This window comes from Phormidesmis sp. 146-12, assembly GCF_052939495.1.
In genome coordinates, this window is sequence record NZ_JBJPHS010000119.1 from 1 (window position 1) to 17,323 (window position 17,323).

Consider the following 17,323-nt stretch of genomic DNA (forward strand, 5'->3'; position numbering starts at 1 on the left):
AACCTTGGGTTTCCCGCCGCTTTGGGGCAATTCATCCCCTGATTCAGCAACGCCACAAATTGATTTGATATCAAATACTTCTGTACAACGCGCTTAGACACTGCAATAAAACAAAACTTACATCGCAAAAGAGAAGCGTTATTCTATCCATATTTTTAATTCTTAAATCTTCATAAGCTGTGACGGCTTGCGTAAGTAGATCTGCTGCCGTAAGGGGTTGAGCGCTTTTAGCTTCAGTGTTTTCCGTGGTTTTTTTATATTATTCAACCTATAGACTCGACTCAATATCAAGTTCAAAGTCAACTTTAGACCAACTGCTTATTGCAACGCAGAGCCACTCTGTCTTAAAAGATTGTTTGACTCGCCAAACCTCCTAGCTACAACCGTTTTGTAACTATCCCATGCAACTCGATCGAATGGCTAAATCGCCACAAGTCAAGGAGTTCTTCTAAAACCTGGAATAGTACTTTCACGAATGATCTCTTACACCGCTTCTCTTAAATGGATGCGGCAAAATCGGTAAAAGACTAGAGATCAGACACTGAAGCTGTTAAGCACTGTTCAAATGCTCGATCGATAGCCACTCTCGCGTGAATCAGGATTGCGATCGCCAGAACCCCAGGCTGAGAGATACCACACCGGACTTGGGAATTATTAGGTACAAACAAAAAATTTTGACATGAGTCAGGCGCTCAACGAGGGAAAGTTAACATGCTAGTGGATGATTCATCTACCGATACACCCAGTGGTCTTTTAGGTGTCCGAAGCCGGATGCATTTTACAGGACGACTGGATGTTAGAACCAGTGCCCAGCAATGGAGCCTTTACCTGTATATGGGGCGTTTGGTTTGGGCAAGCGGTGGCCCTCATCCTAGAAGACGCTGGCAGCGATACTTGACCCAGCACACTCAAGTCAGCCCTGGTGTCTCAACGAGCGTTCGCGCAGTGGACAACTGCGAACACTGTCAGGACTATCACACCCTGGCAATGTTAGTTAAGCGTCAGCAAATTACACCAGAGCAAGCAGTGGCTATCATTCGCAGCACCGTTGCAGAAGTCTTGTTTGACATCATTCAACAAGAAGAAACCAAACCTGTCACCTTTAAATCTGACGCTGAAGATGTTCTCGATACGTCTCTCGCATTATTGAATGCAGAACAGCTACTCCTAGAAATTCAACAAAACTGGAATGCCTGGCGCACACTGGGGTTGGCAGACCATTCCCCCAATCTGGCTCCTGTCTTGAGAAATGCAGAACAACTGCAACAATACACCTCCGAAAAGGTCTACAAAACGCTGGTGTCTTTTGTTGATGGACGACGCACCCTGAGAGACCTGTCGGTGTTGATGAAGCAGGATTTGTTGCAGTTAACACGAGTGTTGGTGCCCCTCTATCGCAAAGGGCTGGTCGCCCTGACTAAGATTCCAGATCTGTCTACTCCAGGAATCGGGACGCGACCCCTTGCGGGTAACTCGAAGAGATCGCCACACCCCCCACCTCCTTCAGGGATTCCAACGCCTCCTGTTGGTGGCTCCTCGGTGCCCATCTCTAATGCGCCTATGATTGCCTGTATTGACGATAGCGTTCGAGAATGTCAGGTGATGGAGGAGATTATCACTGATGCAGGCTATCGGTTTGTCGGCATTCAAGACTCAATTCAGGCACTGCCGATTTTACTTGAGCAAAAACCTCAATTGATTTTTCTGGATCTGGTAATGCCGATCGCCAACGGGTACGAGGTCTGTGCCCAGATTCGGAGAGTTTCTCTATTCAAAACAATTCCAATCGTGATTTTGACCAGCAATGACGGAATCATAGATCGAGTGCGAGCAAAGATGGTTGGCTCCTCTGGGTTTCTGGCAAAGCCAGTCAATGCTGAAAAAGTGTTAGCGATCGCTCAAAGATACTTAGCCGTTTAAGTGCAACAAAGCTTTGAGTGCAAGGGCTTTACTCAGACCCCAAGCCTCAAAACTCCCCCTACCCCATTTAAGAGGAAAAGAATTTATGAGCACGGTTTTAGTGGTTGAAGACAGCGTGACGGAAATGCAGATTTTGACGAGTTATCTCAAAAGTGCAGGTTTATCAGTCGTCAGCGCTCAAAGTGGCGAAGAAGCTCAAGTTAAGTTGAATGGAGCCAAGCCTGATTTGATTGTGCTGGATGTGATCTTGCCCGGTCAAAGTGGTTTTGAGCTTTGCCGAGAACTCAAAGCAGACCCCAATACGAGCAAGATTCCCGTAGTGATTTGCTCCACCAAAGATACAGAGGTCGATAAGATGTGGGGCAACATGCTGGGCGCAAATGCCTACATTCCCAAACCTGTCGATCCGGTGGAGTTGCTCAAGACGATTCGCCAACTGATCAAGTAGAGGGGGTCAAGATGGATATGTCAGATCAGGCTCTCTCACCCGATTGGACGATCGCCACAAACCATGAAAGCGGACTATCGAGGTTAGAGGGTCTGTTTGAGGACGAGGCGATCGTCGAAGTGGGGCAAAAGTTTCTCCGCTTTCGGCTCTGCTCAGATCAAGACGCATTACTGCCCGTGGACGAAGTTGCAGCGGTGCTGACCCTTCAGACTCAGGACGTTTTGCCCGTTCCTCACATGCCAGATTGCGTTTTAGGGATTTATAACTGGCGCGGTGAAGTGTTGTGGCTGGTGGATTTGGCTCATCAGGTGGGGTTAGATGCCCTGGTTAAGCAAAATTCTCGGTTGACAAGCTGTATGGCGATCGTCCTTCAGGTCAATGGGCAATTTCTCGGACTCGCTGTTCCAGACGTTTATGACATTGAGCCACATGACCCCCAATTGCTCCAGCCGCCCCTGTCTGAGTTGTTTTCGCCCAAATTGCTGCCGTTTGTCAAGGGGTATTTGACCGGGGCAGATCGGCAATCAACCGAAGACCAGCGCAGCACCGTTTTGGAGGTCACGGCCATTCTGCAAGACCCACGTCTGCACCTTCATCAATTGAACTAGTAATTTTGACTAATCCTAAATCGAGGAATTTCTCATGGTAGCTTCTCGCCGCAACGAACCGACCCTGGACATGTCGTCTTTCTTTTCACCCGAACCGACCCTCGAAGAATTCTCAGAATTTCTCTCCGAATCTCAACCCAACGGCAACAGTAACGGTCACACTCAAGAACCATCTGAGCCAGAAGAATTTGAACCTGCGCCAATTAGCAATGGTAACGGTAATAGTAATGGCAACGGTAGATCAAAGGATTCTCACCGAGACATTCAACAAGTGATCACCGCACTGACCGGGTTAAAGTCAGAACTCAAACGGGCAGGACTTTTAGACAAACCCAACGTACAGAATTTGTTTCGTCAGGTGGCTGAATTTGCGGCCACTCAACCCAAAAGCTCCCAGGGACAAACTGCCGCAGCCACCCGATACCAGCGCAAACAGTTACTAGCGATCGCTTCTCAAATGCGACAAGTGACGGATCTAGAAGCGCTACTCAAAGTCGTGGTAAAGGTAGCTCGTGAGTCGCTGCAAGCCGATCGAGCGATGATCTACCAGTTTGAGACGGGTGAGATGGGCAAGGTGGTGGCAGAATCGCTCCAGCGCGGGTGGACTCCAGCGATCAGCGATCGCTTAACGCTCACCTGCCTATGTTTTGACCAGCCAGAAGACTATGTGAGACAGCAAGTAGTCGTAATTGAGGATGTGAACCGAGTTGATCTGACCCCCTATCAGCATCAGTTTCTCGAAAAGCTTCAGGTCAAGGCTAATTTGAGCGTCCCGATCGTCATTGGCGGTCAGCCTTGGGGGTTGCTGGTTGTTCAACAGTGTGCGAAAACTCGACTCTGGCAAGAAGCCGAAATTAACCTGCTTTATCAAGTCTGCTTAGAGCTAACCATCAATCTGCAACAGTCCGAGTTTTTGGTCAAGCTGAGTCAGCAGGATGAAAAGGAAAAAGCCAGCTTCAAAATTCTGGATCGGATTCGGCGATCGCTCGATATTGACTCGATTTTTAGAACCACCACTCAAGAAGTTCGGCAGTTTCTCAAAGCCGATCGCGTGGGCATTTATCGATTTGAATCCGATTGGAGTGGCGAATTTGTTGCGGAGTCGGTCGCCAGTGGCTGGGTTTCTCTCCTACAGGAGCAGATCGACAACCCGATGCTCAAAGAAAATATCAGCGACTGTAGTGCCAAAATTTTGGGCGGCGGTGCAAAAACGACAGATACCTATTTACAGCAAACCCAAGGGGGACGCTTTTCAAAAGGCTCTACGTTTAGAACCGTGAATGACATTCACCACGAGGGTTTTAGCCCTTGCTACATTGACATTTTGGAGCGATATCAGGCCAGAGCTTATGTCATTGTGCCGATCGTTCAAAATAACCGGATCTGGGGCATGTTGGCGGCCTATCAAAATTCTGGCCCGCGCAACTGGCAAGACTCCGAAGTCGGGCTGATGACGCAGATTGGGACTCAACTAGGTGTGGCCTTACAGCAGGCAGAAACGTTGCAGCAGGTCAAAAGTCAGTCCGAGCAGTTAGCAAAAGTTGCAGAGCGAGAGCGGGCTGCGTCTGAGGTGATTGAGAGGATTCGCACCACGCTGGACATCGACACCATTTTTAAGACCGCTACTCAAGAAGTGCGTCAACTCCTGCAAGCCGATCGTGTGGGAGTCTACCGCTTTGAGTCTGATTGGAGTGGCGAGTTTGTAGCAGAATCCGTGACCACTGGCTGGACTTCGGTGATGCAAGAGCAAGAAGACAACCCCATTCTCAAAGACAATATCAGCGAATGTAGTGCAAAAACGTTGGGCGGCGGTCTCAAGACGACCGATACTTATCTTCAAGATACCCAGGGCGGCAAGTACGCCAAAGGCACCAAGTTTCGCGTCGTCAATGACATCTACAAAGCCGGATTTTCTGCTTGCTATCTGACAATTTTGGAGCGGTATCAAGCCAGAGCCTACATTATTGTGCCGATCGTTCAAGACAACAAGCTGTGGGGACTGTTGGCGGCCTATCAAAATTCGGGCCCGCGTCACTGGGAAAAGGCAGAAGTCGCACTGATGACGCAAATCGGCTCTCAGTTGGGCGTGGCGCTTCAGCAAGCAGAATATGTGCGGCAGGTGCAAGACCAAACCGATCGTCTAGCTAAAGTGGCAGAACGAGAGCGCAGTTTTGTCCGAGTCATTGATCAGGTGGGCAAGTCTGTAATTGAGAAGATTCGACTGTCTCAGGACATTGAAACCATTTTTGGGCAAACCACTCAGCAGATTCGTCAATTGCTGCAAGCCGATCGCGTCGCTGTCTATCGGTTTAACCACGACTGGAGTGGTGAATATATTGCCGAGTCGGTTGCAAGTGGCTGGGTCAAGCTCGTCACCCCTGACCACAAGATGGTTTGGGAAGATTCTCACCTGCAAGAAACTCAAGGTGGGCGCTACCGCAACAACGAGTCTTTTGCAGTCAACAACATCTACGAAGTGGGGCACCAATCCTGTCACGTTGAGATTTTGGAACAGTTTCAGGTGAAGGCCTATGTGATTGTGCCGATTTTTAAGGGGCAAAAGCTTTGGGGATTGTTGGCAGCTTACCAAAATGCGGCTCCTCGCCAGTGGGAAGAGTCTGAGGTTAATCTGCTGGCTCAAATTGGCGCACAGTTGGGAATTGCCTTGCAGCAAACTGAGTTTTTGGGACAGATTCAACGTCAGAGCGATCGAGAGAGAACTTTAGCGAGAGTCAGCGATCGCATTCGTCAATCGGTGGACTTTTCGCGGCAGTCGTTGGATATTGACAAAATCTTTCAGGTGACGACGCAGGATGTCCGGCAGTTGATGAGGGTCGATCGTGTCGCAGTCTATCGGTTTAGCCCTGATTGGAGCGGCAGTTTTATCGCAGAGTCGGTCAGTGCGGGTTGGTCAAGACTGGTGGGCAGCGAGGTCGGAACCAACGTCAAAGATACCTATTTGAGAGAAAATCAAGGCGGGCGCTATCGCAATCGAGAGAGTCTCGCGATCGATGACATTTACAAAGCGGGTCATGATCCTTGCCACGTTGAGCTTTTAGAGAAGTTTGAAGCGAGAGCTTATATTCTCGTTCCGTTGATGGTTGAGCAAAAACTATGGGGCATTTTTGCGGCTTATCAAAATTCGGGCCCTCGCGATTGGGAAGAAGCAGACGTGACGTTGCTGAACCAGATTTCGATTCAATTAGGGGTTGCGCTGGAGCAGGTTGATTCTCTCGAACAGTTGCGCGTCCAGTCAGAACAATTAACCAAATCAGCAGCACGAGAAAAAGCGGCTAAAGAACAACTCCAACAGCGCGTGATCCAACTGCTGGCAGCCATTCAGCCTGTATTCTCTGGTGACCTGACGGTGCGCGTTCCCATTACTGAAGATGAAGTGGGCACGATCGCCGATGCCTACAACAACACGATTCAAAGTTTGCGGAAGATTGTGTCTCAGGTGCAAACTGCTTCGACCAAAGTGGCTCAGACTTCTCGAATCAGTGGAGGCGCGATCGGCAAACTGTCTCACCAGGCAGAAGAACAACTGCAAGAAGTCACACGAGCGTTAGACCAGATTCAATCGATGGTTAGTGCCACTCAAGCCGTGGCTGCGAATGCTCAACAGGTTGAAATTGCAGTCCAGCAGGCTAACCAAACCGTTCGATCTGGAGATGCTGCGATGAACCGGACGGTGGATAACATTTTATCGATTCGGGAAACAGTTGCGGAAACGAGTAAGAAAATCAAGCGACTGAGTGAATCATCACAAAAGATCTCAAAAGTGGTCAGCTTGATCAGCAACTTTACAACCCAAACGCAACTGCTAGCATTAAACGCTTCGATCGAGGCCACTCGCGCCGGAGAATATGGAAGAGGTTTCTCAGTGGTGGCGGATGAAGTGCGATCGCTGGCTCGTCAATCGGCGGATGCGACCAGAGAAGTTGAAAAACTCGTGCAGGAAATCCAAACCGAAACGGGCGCAGTGGCAACGGCAATGGATCTGGGAATCCAGCAAGTTGTCGGCGGCACCACTTTGGTAAATGACACTCGTCAACAGTTAAATGAAATTGTGGCCGCAACTGCAAAAATCAGTCAATTGGTGCAGGGAATCACGCAAGCAACATTAGTACAAACTCAGCAATCACAGCTTGTTACCCAGGCGATGACAGATGTGGCAACGCTGGCCAACAAAAACACGGCTCAGTCGGGTCAACTTTCGACTTCATTCCAGGAGTTGATGATCACGGCTCAACAGCTTCAGACCAGCGTGGGGCAATTTAAGGTGAACTAAAAGTTTTGAGTGTTTAGCTTTGAGTTTTGAGTTGCTTGCAGTGGATTCAAAACTCAACCTTAACGGCCCCACTTTTGCTCAAAATTCAAAACTCAAAACTCAAAACTCTATGACTCCCGACCCTACCATTCGCAAGCAAGCTTATTCCTATTTTCTAGCTGAGGCGCAGGATCTCTTGCAGGAAATGGAGCAAGATTTGTTGAGCTTGAGCCGCGATCTCTCCGAGTTACCCGCAAGGGGTCGCTCTCTCGCAAAAGTACATAATCTAATGCGGGCAGCCCATACGCTCAAAGGTGCGGCGGCAAGTGTGGGATTTGAGAGCATGAAAACGATGGCTCACACGCTGGAGGATGTGTTCAAAACGTTTTATCAGCCTGAAGTAGCGATCGATGCCGAGTTAGAAGCGCTGCTGTTTGAGGGCTACGAATGTTTGCGGATGCCGTTGACGGCCGCCCTGGCGGGAATGGAACCCAATGATACAGAGATTTTAGAGCGGGCGACTTTGGTGTTTGGTCAGTTGCAAACCAAGTTGGGCGACCACTTTAATCCGGGAGCGGCGATTCCCAGTTCGGCTGAGTTGGGGTTTGACATTACCCGATCGATTTTTGAGTCAGGCGTGCAAGAACGTCTAGAACAGTTGTCAGCCGTTTTGTCTGAAAAAGATCCCGCAAAACTCACCCAAACACTGCAAACTCAATCAGAAGTGTTTGTCGGCTTGGCGGAGTCGATGGGACTCTCTGGCTTTGGGGCGATCGCTCAAACTACCCTGACAGCCCTCAAAGTCAATCCCGATCGCGTGACTGAAATCGCTCAGGTCGCTTTGGCGGATTTTCAACGGGGACAGATTGAGGTACTATCGGGCGATCGCATCAGAGGAGGAGAACCATCCGCATCGCTAAAACAGTTCGCTGTCAAGTCAAAAGTCCAGCAGCGATCGCGTTCCTCCACTCCCCAACGTCGGCTAACAGGATCTTGGCAGCGTTTGATTGCTTTGTTAAATCGTCCCCTCTGGACAAAAGCGCCTTCTCCCACTCCACCGTCGATTTCACCTCACAAACCTTCTAGTTCTAAAGCTGTTGTTTTGGTGCAGCCCGTTCCTGAGTTGGATGAGTTTGCTTCACTCGGCGCAGCCTTAGAAGAACTTGCGAATAGCTTTCCCGAAGTCGTGAACCCACCAGAAGAGACGAGGTTTGAACTGTGGGACGTTTTGGAAGAAGAGACTTCTAACAAGCCGTTGCAGGAAGCATCTGTCCAGTTGCGTCAAGAAGAACCGTCACCCGCGATCGCCCTTAATCCACAGTCAGAAACCCCAACATCTTCAACCATTCGAGTGGCTCTGGAGCATTTAGATGCGCTCAACAATTCCACCAGTGAGCTACTGATTAATCACAATCAACAAGCGTTACAAGATGAGCGGCTGCGGGTGATTCTTCAAGACTTGATGGATGGATTGAGACAGCACCAGCAAACCATGACGAAGCTGCGAGACTGGTCTGACCAAATGCTGATTGCCCCCGAACAGGAGCGGAGAAAGCGGTTTGAAAGGTTGGACACCAGTTCTGAAAGCAGTCTCGCGAATCATTCCACCCAAAACTTATTTGATAGCTTAGAACTCGATCGCCACAGTGAGTTTCATGTGCTGTTACAGTCTGCGTTGGCGGAGGTGGTGCGGCTTGAAGATGGAACAGACGCGATCGATTTAGTCTCCAGAGAAGCCAGCCATAGTCTAAAAAAGCAGGGTCGGCTATTGTCAAATGTACGTGACGACTTGATGAATGTGCGAATGGTGCCCGTGGGGACGATTCTCAACCGCTTTCCCAGAGTGTTGCGGCAGTTGATGGAGACGCACGGCAAGACGGTGGATTTGCAGCTTCGAGGCACTCAAGTTTTAGTCGATAAAGCGGTTGCCGAAAAGCTCTACGATCCGTTGTTACACCTAATCCGCAATGCGTTTGATCATGGCATCGAAGCCGCAGAATCGCGTCGTCAGCAAGGAAAGCCCAGTACGGGACAGATCGAAATTCACGCCTACCAGCAAGGCAATCGAACGATCGTAGACGTGCGCGACAATGGACAAGGGTTAGATTTGCAAAAGATCTGTCGGCGGGGCTATGAGTTGCAATTGCTGTCGTCCGATCGCGTCGATGATTTCTCCAGGTCTGAGCTACTTAGTTTGTTGTTTGAGCCAGGATTTTCGACGGCGGATCAGGTGAGCGATCTGTCGGGGCGCGGAGTCGGGTTGGACGTGGTGAAATCGAGCCTGCGATCGCTCAAGGGCAGCATTACTGTAGATTCGGAAGCCGGTCGAGGAACAACTTTTTCGCTGCAATTGCCCCTGACGTTGATGAGTGCGCGGCTTCTGGTTTGTCAGGTGGGGCAGGGCGTATATGGATTTTTGTCTGACGAGGTTGAGAAAGTTCTCACGACTCAAAGCGGAGAAATTGAGACCATTTCAGGTCACCGCCTGTTTCACTGGTCACAAGCAGCGCGTCCGATTCCCCTTTATCCTCTGTCACAGTTGGTCAACTACGGGTCGTCTCTTTTGCCCTCCGAACGGGATCGCGAGGTGTCTTTTCCAGTGCTGGCGGGTGACATTTCGCCACTGCTATTGATTCGTCAACAAGGCGAACTGCTTGGGTTAGAAGTTGATCGGATCATTGGTGAGCAAGAATTGGTGATTCGTCCGATGGGAACGGCGATCGCGCCCCCCAGTTATATTTACGGTTGCAGCGTTTTGGGTGATGGGCAGTTGATTTTGGCGATTAACGGCGGCGCACTGTCCAGCCAAGGAAGGAGTCCACGATCGAATGCTGCAATTGAAACAGAGATAGAACGCTCAATCATTCCCGATCAAGTACCAGAATTAGCGCGATCGACTCCTGAGACTCCTCAATGTGTGCTGGTGGTAGATGACTCCATAACAGTGCGCCAAACGCTGGCGTTGACTTTAGAAGGGGCTGGCTATCGAGTATTACAGGCGCAGGATGGATTGGAAGCGATCGCTCAAGTCCAACAGCATCAGGAAATTCAACTCATCACCTGTGATGTAGAAATGCCGCGTTTGAATGGGTTCGAGTTTTTGATGCGCTATAACCAGGAGTCCTCTACCGTTCAGTCGCCTGTCGTGATGTTGACCTCTCGAAGCAATGAAAAGCATCAGCAGTTGGCGGCGCAGTTGGGCGCTTCAGCGTATTTGACCAAACCCTATACAGAACCTGTGCTGTTAGACACGATCGCTGGATTGATCGCTGAGAAGGACGTTAAAAGTCAGGCATAGGGAATTCTAAAGTTAGGCTTTTATTGTTTTCTGGAGAGTTGTGATGCGATCGTCTTTGCTGGATAAGTCAACGGCTGTGGTGTCGGAGGAGGTAGCTTCAGAATCGGTGAAAGTGGTGGTCTTTACGATCGCGGGCTACCGATTAGGATTGCCGATGGATGCCATTTTGAGAGTGGTGAATTGTCCTTTAGAGTTGCGCGATTCCTCTACTGCTGTCGAACTGGTGCATCTCAAACATCAGGCGATCACGGTGCTAAATTTGTATTCTCATTTGGCGCTCAAGCAGATCAATCCTCATCCCAACGCGGGACAGTTTTTGGTTGTGACAAAAGTTTTGCAAGAGGTTTGTGCCATTCGAGTGGACAGTCCGCCTGACCTGATGGAGCTACTGCCTTCCACAATCCGCAAGCTCCCAGAACCTTATCGACAAGGGCATCCCTTAAACATCGCCAGTCGGGTAGCTATTTTACCTCAAGGCAAGGCAACCGTTGCGATCTTTTTATTAGACATGAGGCGAGTTTTAGACCGTGTGATAGCCACTGATAAGTAGCATTTTGGGCGTTGCTGGTGATAGATTAACGATTTCTCAACTCTCCGAGCAAGAGAAAACTTTGAACCGAAACTCTTGTTTGAAAGTCCCTCAGAATTGGCAGCTTGGGGGGCAGAAGATCTGAGCAACGAAGCGAAAGAGCCGGATCTTTTCGAGTGACCCGCAAGGGGTCGAATTCACGTTGAATTCCAGTAAACTTCTCACCGATCGCACCATTTAGCCTCAGACTCCGATAGGATTAGCGCCTGTAGAGAGAACCAATCTAAGGGCGTTTTTTGTTGAGGAGTGTTATGAGAAAACTCTATTTCTTGCTTCCCGGAACGGACGAAAATTTTGCCTGTGGTGGATTGTGGGCAGAGTTAAAAACACTCAATTTGGCGAAACAAGTCTGTGATGCCGAGGTTGTCACTTATCGACAGCGAGAAAAAGAAACCATATTTCTAGATGATCTGCTGCGCGAAAATATAGCTTTAGAAGAAGCCATTTTTGTTCTTAGCTGGGGATTTGATGTGGCCGAGCTTGCGGCTCGATTGAGACAGTATCACCTGGTTTATCATGCTCACAGCGCAGGATATGGGTTCACTTTGCCTTCCGATATTCCGATCGTCTCCGTCAGTCGCAACACACTTGGATACTGGGGACAGCGATCGCCCCATTCACTGCTTTACTATTTGCCCAATCAAATCTCAAACGAGTTTCAAAACCAACATCTAGCGCGTGATATTGATGTGTTGGTACAATCTCGCAAGTCTTCTAAATATTTAATTCAAGAATTAATTCCAGCATTGCAAAAGTGTTGTCGAGTCTGTGTCGTAGATTCTTATGTAGATGATCTTCCGGGTTTATTTAACCGTGCCAAGGTTTATCTTTACGATTCCGCAGAGTATTGGCAACAACGGAGAGTCAGCGAGGGATTTGGGCTGCAACCGATGGAAGCACTGGCCTGTGGATGTCAGGTTTTCTCAAGCGTCAACGGCGGATTGTCGGACTATCTCGATCCAGGATTTAATTGTCACAAAATTGCGGGATATAGCAAAGAATATGACGTGCAGCGAATTCTTAAAGTGTTGGAAAGTCAACCGATCGAGCTTCCAGAAGCCTTCTTTACAAACCATCGTACCGAGACCATTATTCAGCGATTACAGGTGATTTTGACCGAAATCAATGACTTCTTTGATCACAAAAAACACCCTTCATCCCCGATCAAAAACTTAACCAATCTAGGAATTGCCAAGCTCTCGGCTCAAAGAATCTTCGGTAAGCTGAAGAAGAAATTGCTGCCTCGCGCTAAATGACATGTCCCAATCTCCACCCACAAAGAAAACATTGCCCCCCAAGCTGATTATCTGGTTTGGCCGATTTGTCTGGACGACGATGTGGAAAGTGATGATGTCAAAGCTGGCTCCTCCTGGCAAGTCTGGCGAGTATTTGCGGCCGAGCAGTCAGTTTCGCGACGTAGTTAGCCTTGAGGAAGGCAATTCGTATCAACCCGCGATCGCTCGCTACAAACTCCTGGTCGGCTTGGGGTGTCCGTGGGCCCACAGAACGCTGATTGTCAGGGTGCTTAAGGGTTTGGAAGATGTCATTTCGGTCTCGATCGTGTCTCCCTCCCCGATCGCAGGCTGGACGTTTGACCAACCCGAATTAGGCTGCAACACGCTGGCCGAATTATACCAACTCGCTCAACCAGGATATACGGGACGATCGACGGTTCCGGTACTTTGGGATAGTCAAGAGAACGCGATCGTCAATAACGAAAGTTCAGAAATTATCGTCATGCTAAATGCTGCGTTCAATGAATTTGCAAAACATCCCAACTGTGATCTCTATCCGACTGAGTTACAAGAAAAGATCGATTACTGGAATGAGAAAACCTACAACGCTGTGAATAATGGGGTGTATCGCTGCGGATTCGCTCAAACGCAAGAAGCTTATAACACTGCCTGTGATGAATTATTCACAACTTTAGATGAGATTGATACCGCCTTAGCAACCACTCGCTACCTGTGCGGCGATCACGTTACGCTTGCAGATATTCGTTTGTTTACAACGCTGTTTCGCTTTGATGTCGTCTATTACAGCCTCTTTAAGTGCAGCCGTCGTAGAATTCAAGACTATCCCAATCTGGGGCTTTATTTGCATGACCTCTATCAGCTTCCGGGCGTGGCTGAGACTTGCGATCTAGAGAGCGTCAAACGAGACTATTATGGCAACTTGTTTCCGCTTAATCCAGGCGGCATCATTCCTTTAGATCCCGATTCGACTCACTTACTTGAGCCACACGGACGAGAAAATCTGGGGAGAGCGATCGAGCTTCATTAACCTTCAGGTAGACATTCAAATAGCATTCAAATAACGCCCCAACGACACCTTTCTCGCTTGAGCTTGTTACCATCTGTTACATCAAAGACCAAATCTGTTGCCTATTGCGAACTTTTAGAATAGTAGAGCGGAGATTTTTGCAAGAAGCTTCTATGATAAAAAGCATTCAAAATTGCCGCAGGATACCCCTACCTCAACCGCCAATCCTCCATGCCAGAGACCTCCACCCGCGATCGCTACCTCGACTTCATCACTCAAATCGTGCAGTTAACGCTCAAGGGCAACATTCGCTCCAAAGAGCAGGTTTATCAAATGCTGGTGCAAGAACTCGAACCCGACACCGAGGAAATTTTTGAGGAATGCCTGCGCGATCGTCTCTCCACCACTCAGCAAGAAGCCAGCGATTCGGCAAACGAGGCAAAACAGGCCAGAGCCACCCGCAGCATGAGGGCACTTCAGACAATTCAGGGAGAATGGAGCCGCTGGCAAGCCCAAAATCAGGCAAGATCGGCGATCGTCACTGCCATTCACCAACTCACTCAGTCCGAACCCGCTCAACGCACGCTCATTTTTCTCAAAGTCACCGACCCCAACCATCCCCAGAGCCTCAAACCTGACCAACTCCAACAACTGGCCACCACCCTGCGCCAACAGCCCATCTCCGACCCCGACACCAGAGACGAACTGACCCAAATTGCCGAAGGTATCACCCGTGGACTCGACTCCTGGAGAACCTTGCAGCCTCACCTCGTCAGTTGGATCTATGACCCCGATCAAATGGGCTTTGGCAGTTCCACTGAACAAAACAGCCCCTGGGCACTCTGGTCAAAACAAGCGATCGGCAGCGTTCCCAAATCCCTTTTTCGAGCGCTCTATGAGCAGCAGTCCGGCAATGATTGGGCCGCAAGTCAGTCAGACATTACCCTGGCAGCCTGGGTCGAGTTGATGATCGTGCTGCAATCCCTGCAACAAGGTTTGATCCACTGGGTCGAGAATCTAATCTACAGTTCCAAGTCCGGCTCTAAAGTGGCGATTACATTATTTCTCACGTTTAGCGTCGTCTGGTCAGAGTTGGCGAATGGATTTGGTCGATCGACGTTTCTCAATACCCTCAATCAGGGGCGCTATTCTGAAGGCGCGTTTCGAGTTACTTTACAATGGCTGCGCGTCTTTGCCCAACGCGATTACTTTCCGCTATACGGCACCGTTTTTGCCACGTTTACGGGGGGTTATTTTCGCAATGCCATGAATTATTTGAGTGAGCCGCTGAAGCGATCGCCCGGTACGCAAGAAAAAGCTCGAATTCTCACCTTGTTAGGATCGTCGCAGCGCGTTCGGGGCCCGTTAGATTTGGCTAAAGAAATGCACGATGTGGCGCGAGAAATTGCTCAAGAAGCGGGCGATCGTCCCTGTGAGATTGCCAACCTCAACCACCTCAGCCGCATTGCCGTCACCGAGAAGAATTATCCAGAAGCGATCGGCTACAGTCAACGGGCGTTGATGTTTAGTCGGCAGTCGGGCGATCGATTTGGAGAAGCCAACGCGCTGGCAAACTTAGGGTATGCCGAAGTCTTTTTGGCGCAGCAGCTTGAATCTGATCCGGATGTCTACGAACGAGCGATCGCCTACCTTGAACAAGGGCTAGACCTCTCAGAACGGCTGAACGACGGACAAAGTAAAGCGCTGTGCTACACCAGTTTGGGCAGTGCATATGTGACGTTGGGGCAAGCCGAAAAATCGCTGCCGTTTTTGGAGAAAGGAGTCAAGTCGGCCACTTACACGGGCGATCTCTATATTCAATCGCTCAATTTAGCTCAGTTGACCGAGGCGTTTTATCAGATGAAAAATTTTGACAAAGCGATCGTCTCTGGAAGTCTTGCCATGTACCATTTAGAACAACTCGGCTCTAGCGATTGGCGACAACCTGCCGGACTACTCACCGTCTTACAAGGACAAATGGGAGCCACCTTTGATCAACAAATGGAAGAACAAAAATCCATGATCATCGACGTAATTGGCCTCGACGGCTATGACCATATTCCAAAACTTCTAGAACAATATCGCACCTCTTGAGCAAAGAGATAGCTCATTATTTGGCTATATGCCAGGTTAGGGCAATATTACGAAATTAGTTGTTAGCTGACGCAAATTGAGAAACTACAAAACTTTTGCGTATCCTGAGTAGCGATTTATATTTGATAAAGCAGCATTTTTGTAAATCTACTCAGTTTGTGCATGAAGCGATCTGCCTCCTCAGTTCCAACATTTGACTCAATGCTTTTGCCGACAATTCAGGCTCTACAAATTTTGGGTGGGTCTGGTACAACTGAGGAAATTTATGAAAAAGTAGTGCAGATTCTCAACGTATCGGACAAGGTGCTTGAAATCCTGCATGGCAGCACGTCACAAAGCGAAATTGAATACCGACTTGCCTGGAGCCGGACTTATCTAAAGAAATATGGGCTTTTGCAGAATTCAGCACGCGGTGTATGGTCTTTGGTTTCCACTTCCATTAATCTCGATGAGCTTGATGCCAAAGAGATTGTTAAGGCGGTTCGAGATGCTGACAAAAATAAGGTTTCTCCTTCAAATGCACTAGATGAAACTGTTGGAGCGGTAGAAACTTTAGAAGAGCTTGCATGGCATCAGCAACTCCACAAAACATTGCTGTCTCTAGATCCATTTGCATTTGAGCGTCTGGCACAACGTTTATTACGTGAGTCTGGGTTTATCCAAGTACAGGTCACAGGCAAATCTGGTGACGGTGGAATTGATGGTGTTGGGATTGCTCGTATAAATGGCTTTCTGAGCTTTCACGTTCTCTTTCAATGCAAGCGTTATCAGGGGTCGGTAACAGCGGGTCAAATTCGAGATTTTCGTGGAGCAATGCAAGGACGAACTGATAAAGGTTTATTTATCACGACTGGTACATTTACAAGAGATGCTATCAAAGAGGCCACACGAGATGGTGCGCCGCCCATTGATTTGATAGATGGAGAGCAGTTAGTTCAACGATTAAAAGAGTTAGGTCTCAGTGTCAAGATAACCATGATCGAGTCTGTTGAAGTTGATGAAAATTGGTTTGCGAAGATCTGAAGTGTTAAGGCTATGTTTGGCACCCTTAGAGGCGAAGTTTATAAACCACTGATGGTACTGCCAGATTTGAAGAATAAGCTAAATGAATTGCTTGTCGTTGAATAAACTCTACAGGGTGAGCGATCGCACCGTTTACAGTATGCGATCGGTTTTCCGGCTGTTATAGTCAATTTGCAGGCGCAAGAGGATGGGTTGAAATGGTACAGGCACAATCCAGCATCACGGACGAAGAATTGCTGCGAATCAGTTCGATGAATCCAGAGTTACGCTTTGAGCGCAATGCAGATGGGAGCTTAGTCGCAATGGCACCCGCAGGTGGGATTTCTGGCAATCGCGAAGTTAAGGCAGGTTCTCGTCTACTGGTTTGGGTCGAAGACCATGATTTAGGAGAGGTATTCAGTCCAAGTACTGGATTTAAGTTGCCGAATGGAGCAGTGCGATCGCCCGATGCTGCGTTTGTTGCAAAAGGACGGTTGCCCAAAGATTGGGATCAGGGCGACGATCATTTTGTTGAACTCGCACCGGATTTTGTGATCGAAATTTGCTCTAAATCTGACAGTCTCGAAGGGCTGAAAGAAAAGATGCAGGAGTACATTGAGAACGGGGTAAAGTTGGGCTGGCTGATCGATCGCCGCCACCAAAACGCACTGGTCTATCGCAGCGATGGTTCCATCACGCAGTACCCAGCCACCGCCACTTTGACTGGAGAAGCGGTTGTTCCTGGATTTGAACTAGCGCTGCAAATACTACTATAACTTGACGTGAATTCGATAGAGTTTTTTCGCTTCGGTATTTAACGCTTCTGCCCCCC

11 protein-coding genes are annotated in these 17,323 nt (G+C 48.9%); all 11 read left to right on the plus strand.

All coding sequences use genetic code 11. From position 1 onward, the window contains the following. Positions 1–711 precede the first annotated feature (711 nt). The 11 genes from ACKFKF_RS29525 to ACKFKF_RS29575 all read left to right on the plus strand — a co-directional run bounded on the left by ACKFKF_RS29525 (position 712) and on the right by ACKFKF_RS29575 (position 17,267). Positions 712–1,920, plus strand: a complete 1,209-nt coding sequence (locus ACKFKF_RS29525; protein ID WP_446870944.1) for a response regulator — start codon at positions 712–714, stop codon at positions 1,918–1,920. A gap of 85 nt (positions 1,921–2,005) precedes the next feature. After that, positions 2,006–2,368: a response regulator transcription factor gene (locus tag ACKFKF_RS29530; RefSeq protein ID WP_446870945.1), complete on the plus strand. Its 363-nt coding sequence runs from the start codon at positions 2,006–2,008 to the stop codon at positions 2,366–2,368. 11 nt (positions 2,369–2,379) lie between these two features. Next, the gene (locus ACKFKF_RS29535) at positions 2,380–2,976 is read left to right on the plus strand and encodes a chemotaxis protein CheW (protein ID WP_446870946.1); all 597 of its coding nucleotides are present in this window, start codon (positions 2,380–2,382) and stop codon (positions 2,974–2,976) included. Positions 2,977–3,010: 34 nt separating this feature from the next. Then, positions 3,011–7,267, plus strand: coding sequence for a GAF domain-containing protein (locus ACKFKF_RS29540; RefSeq protein ID WP_446856465.1), 4,257 nt, complete (start codon positions 3,011–3,013; stop codon positions 7,265–7,267). Between the two features lie 109 nt (positions 7,268–7,376). Continuing rightward, entirely contained in the window at positions 7,377–10,544 is a 3,168-nt protein-coding gene (locus ACKFKF_RS29545) for a response regulator (RefSeq protein ID WP_446870947.1), read from the plus strand. Between the two features lie 43 nt (positions 10,545–10,587). Further along, positions 10,588–11,094 carry a chemotaxis protein CheW gene (locus tag ACKFKF_RS29550; protein WP_446870948.1) on the plus strand — a complete coding sequence of 169 codons (507 nt, stop codon included), beginning with the start codon at positions 10,588–10,590 and terminating at the stop codon, positions 11,092–11,094. 290 nt (positions 11,095–11,384) lie between these two features. After that, positions 11,385–12,389 (plus strand): glycosyltransferase, encoded by a 1,005-nt coding sequence (locus tag ACKFKF_RS29555; protein ID WP_446870949.1) that lies wholly within the window; start codon positions 11,385–11,387, stop codon positions 12,387–12,389. Between the two features lies 1 nt (position 12,390). After that, a complete protein-coding gene (locus ACKFKF_RS29560) occupies positions 12,391–13,416 on the plus strand; it encodes a glutathione S-transferase family protein (RefSeq protein ID WP_446870950.1) in 1,026 nt (341 codons plus the stop codon). Between the two features lie 210 nt (positions 13,417–13,626). Continuing rightward, positions 13,627–15,489: a tetratricopeptide repeat protein gene (locus tag ACKFKF_RS29565; RefSeq protein ID WP_446870951.1), complete on the plus strand. Its 1,863-nt coding sequence runs from the start codon at positions 13,627–13,629 to the stop codon at positions 15,487–15,489. Between the two features lie 201 nt (positions 15,490–15,690). Continuing rightward, entirely contained in the window at positions 15,691–16,512 is an 822-nt protein-coding gene (locus ACKFKF_RS29570; protein WP_446870952.1) for a restriction endonuclease, read from the plus strand. 197 nt (positions 16,513–16,709) lie between these two features. Next, on the plus strand, positions 16,710–17,267 hold the full coding sequence (locus tag ACKFKF_RS29575) for a Uma2 family endonuclease (RefSeq protein WP_446870954.1): 558 nt from the start codon (positions 16,710–16,712) through the stop codon (positions 17,265–17,267). Positions 17,268–17,323: the final 56 nt, after the last annotated feature.